The sequence below is a fragment of the Nocardia tenerifensis NBRC 101015 genome (genome assembly GCF_000308715.1).
GTDB classification, from domain to species: Bacteria; Actinomycetota; Actinomycetes; order Mycobacteriales; family Mycobacteriaceae; genus Nocardia; species Nocardia tenerifensis.
In genome coordinates this window covers 1-2,764 of record NZ_BAGH01000062.1, presented here as the reverse complement: position 1 = coordinate 2,764, position 2,764 = coordinate 1, and the positions used below count along the sequence as shown (strand labels likewise).

Sequence of the window (2,764 nt, the reverse complement as noted above, 5' to 3'; positions counted from 1 at the left end):
GCAACGATCATTGATATTGAGGCCGTCCGGCTCGGCGTTGATCGCGATCACCGTCGCCCCGGCCGCGCGCAACGCCGCGGGCCCGACCTCGGCGGCCGCGCCGTGCGCGCAGTCGACCACCACGGTCAGCCCGGACAGGTCCTGGCCGGTCGCCTCGACGAGATGCTCGACGTATCGCTCGTGGGTGCCCTCGACGCTGTACCGGTCCTGGTCGCGCGCGCCGGGGGCGTTGACCACCCGGCCGATGCCGCCGCCGGTCGGCCGCAGCGGGGCGTCCTCGGCGAGCAGCGCCTCGATGCGGTCCTCGATGGCGTCGTCGAGTTTGTGCCCGCCCGCGGCGAAGATCTTGATGCCGTTGTCCGGCATGGGATTGTGCGAGGCGGAGATCATCACGCCGAAGCACGCGTCGTACAGGTCCGTGAGATAGGCGACGGCGGGGGTCGGCAGCACGCCGACCTGGAGCACGTTCACGCCCGCGGCGGTGAGGCCCGCGGTCACCGCGGCCTCCAGCATCTCGCCGCTGGCCCGCGGGTCGCGCCCGACCACCGCGAGGGGGCGCTGCTTTCCACTGCTCAAGATCTGGGCGGCCGCACCCGAGACGCGCAGTGCCAGTTCCGGACTCAATGACTCGTTGGCCAGCCCACGGATTCCGTCGGTGCCGAACAAACGTCCCATACCTCAGCCCCTCATCGGTGGATCCGCGGCACGCCCGAACCGCCGCGGCTTGATCTGCGGCGCACGCACCGGGCCGGGAAGAGGCTGGGCCCGCGAACGCCGCTTCTATACAGCACGAGAGCAGGCGACCAGCCGAGCTGGGCGCCTGCTCTCATACAGGTAGCCCGCCGACGGTACCGCTCCAACACCTTCCAGGGTGCCGGATAACGGTACGCGGCGAAGCCAAATCAGCGCTTCGAGTACTGCGGCGCCTTACGCGCCTTCTTCAGGCCGTACTTCTTACGCTCGGTGGCACGCGGGTCACGGGTCAGGAAGCCCGCCCGCTTCAGCGCGGGACGGTCGTCCGGGGTGACCTCGATCAGCGCGCGGGCGATGGCCAGACGCAGGGCGCCCGCCTGTCCCGACGGGCCGCCGCCGTGCAGCAGTGCGATGATGTCGAAGCTCTCGGTCCGCTCGACGGTCACCAGCGGGGACTTGACCAGCTGCTGGTGCACCTTGTTCGGGAAGTAGTCCTCGATGGTGCGGCCGTTGAGCACGAAGTTGCCGGAGCCCGGCACCATGCGCACGCGAACGACGGCTTCCTTACGACGGCCGACGGTCTGCACCGGGCGGTCGATCAGGACGGGGGCGTAGGTCTCCGCGGTGACCTCGGCCTCTTCGTAGCCTTCGCCGTCCTCGACCACCTCGACGGCGTCGTACTCGTCGACGGCGGCTTCGGCGTTGAATTCCTCAGGAGCGGTCACTGGGCCACCTGCTTGATCTCGAACGGAATGGGCTGCTGAGCGGCGTGCGGGTGGCTGGGGCCTGCGTAGACCTTCAGTTTGCCCGCGATCGCGTTGCCGAGCTTGTTCTTCGGGATCATGCCCTTGACGGCCTTCTCCACGAGCCGATCGGGACGGGTCTCCAACACCTGACCGACAGTGCGCGACTTGAGGCCGCCCGGGTGCCCGCTGTGGTGGTGGATCAGCTTGTCCGCCTTCTTGTTGCCGCTGATGGCGACCTTGTCGGCGTTGATGATGATGACGAAATCGCCACCGTCGAAGTTCGGTGCGTAGGTCGGCTTCGTCTTGCCACGCAGCAGATTCGCTGCCTGAACGGCGAGACGGCCGAGCACTACGTCAGTGGCGTCGATGACGTACCACTGACGGGACACGTCACCAGCCTTGGGGCTGTACGTAGGCACAGTGCTTCCCTGTCTGTAGTCGGTGTTGCCGGCCAGGCATATGGGCGAAGCACCCGGCGGCCGGTGGAGACCCGGGGTTCGATTGCACGATCGGTTGCCCGGTCGTCCATACGCCAACGAGCCACGATACCAGCCGGGATCGAGCCGCCGAAATCGCGTCAGATATCGATGGGCGGGCCCGGGTCGATCGCCCGGCGAGGGCCGGGAAGCAGGAAGCGCAGGGTGTCGACGCCCGGCTGACCGCAGTCCGAATCCGCGGCCGTCTGCCCCTCCTCCGACTGGCCGCGGGCGGAGGAGATGCCCGGCCGGACCTCGTTGGTCACGTACGGCATCAACGGACAGACCTCCGGCTCGGCCGGCCGCGGCGACGCCGCCAGGGTCGTCTCGACCGCGGCAAGCTCGACGCGCTCACCGCCGACCGGCAGCGCGACCATCGCCAGCGCCACCGCGCCCACCACGGTGTGCGCCCCGAACAGGTTGTCCTTCATCTTGTTCCACAGCTTCCCCTTGCGGGGCCGTTCCTCGTCGTCGTCCTCCGGCTCACGCCACTGCCCGGCCCGGGCCGGATCGGCGGCCTCGGACTGCGGCGCCTGATAGACGTGCGCCCCGGACAGCTGTCCCGGCGGGGTGCCACCGGGACGCCCCTGCTCCTCTGGATACTGCCCTGGCGGCCGGGTGAACCGGCTGCCCAGCTCGGCGAGGTTCGGCGGGAGTCCGCGCGCCACCTCGTCGCGGGTGATCCGCGTGGTCGGCTCCTCGCCCTGCGTCGGGTAGCCGGGTCCGTACTGCACGGGCGGCACCGTGCGCGGCGGCGACGGATCCATGTGCGGCTGCGGAACGTCGGTGCGCCGCTGCGAGGACTCCGCCTGACGCTGCGCCGACTCGGCCTGCCGATGCGCGGCGCCC

General features: G+C 69.8%; 3 protein-coding genes and 1 pseudogene. All 4 read right to left on the bottom strand.

Annotated elements, in window-relative coordinates:
* A partial coding sequence (locus tag ON39_RS05470; RefSeq protein WP_040731724.1) for a phosphoglucosamine mutase occupies positions 1–675 on the bottom strand: 675 nt, incomplete at its 3' end.
* Between the two features lie 227 nt (positions 676–902).
* Positions 903–1,418, bottom strand: coding sequence for a 30S ribosomal protein S9 (rpsI, locus tag ON39_RS05465; RefSeq protein WP_040731722.1), 516 nt, complete (start codon positions 1,416–1,418; stop codon positions 903–905).
* On the bottom strand, positions 1,415–1,858 hold the full coding sequence (rplM, locus tag ON39_RS05460) for a 50S ribosomal protein L13 (protein WP_040731719.1): 444 nt from the start codon (positions 1,856–1,858) through the stop codon (positions 1,415–1,417). Before rplM ends, rpsI begins: the two co-directional genes overlap by 4 nt.
* 158 nt (positions 1,859–2,016) lie before the next feature.
* A pseudogene (locus ON39_RS05455) lies at positions 2,017–2,764 on the bottom strand (hypothetical protein); the annotation flags it as partial.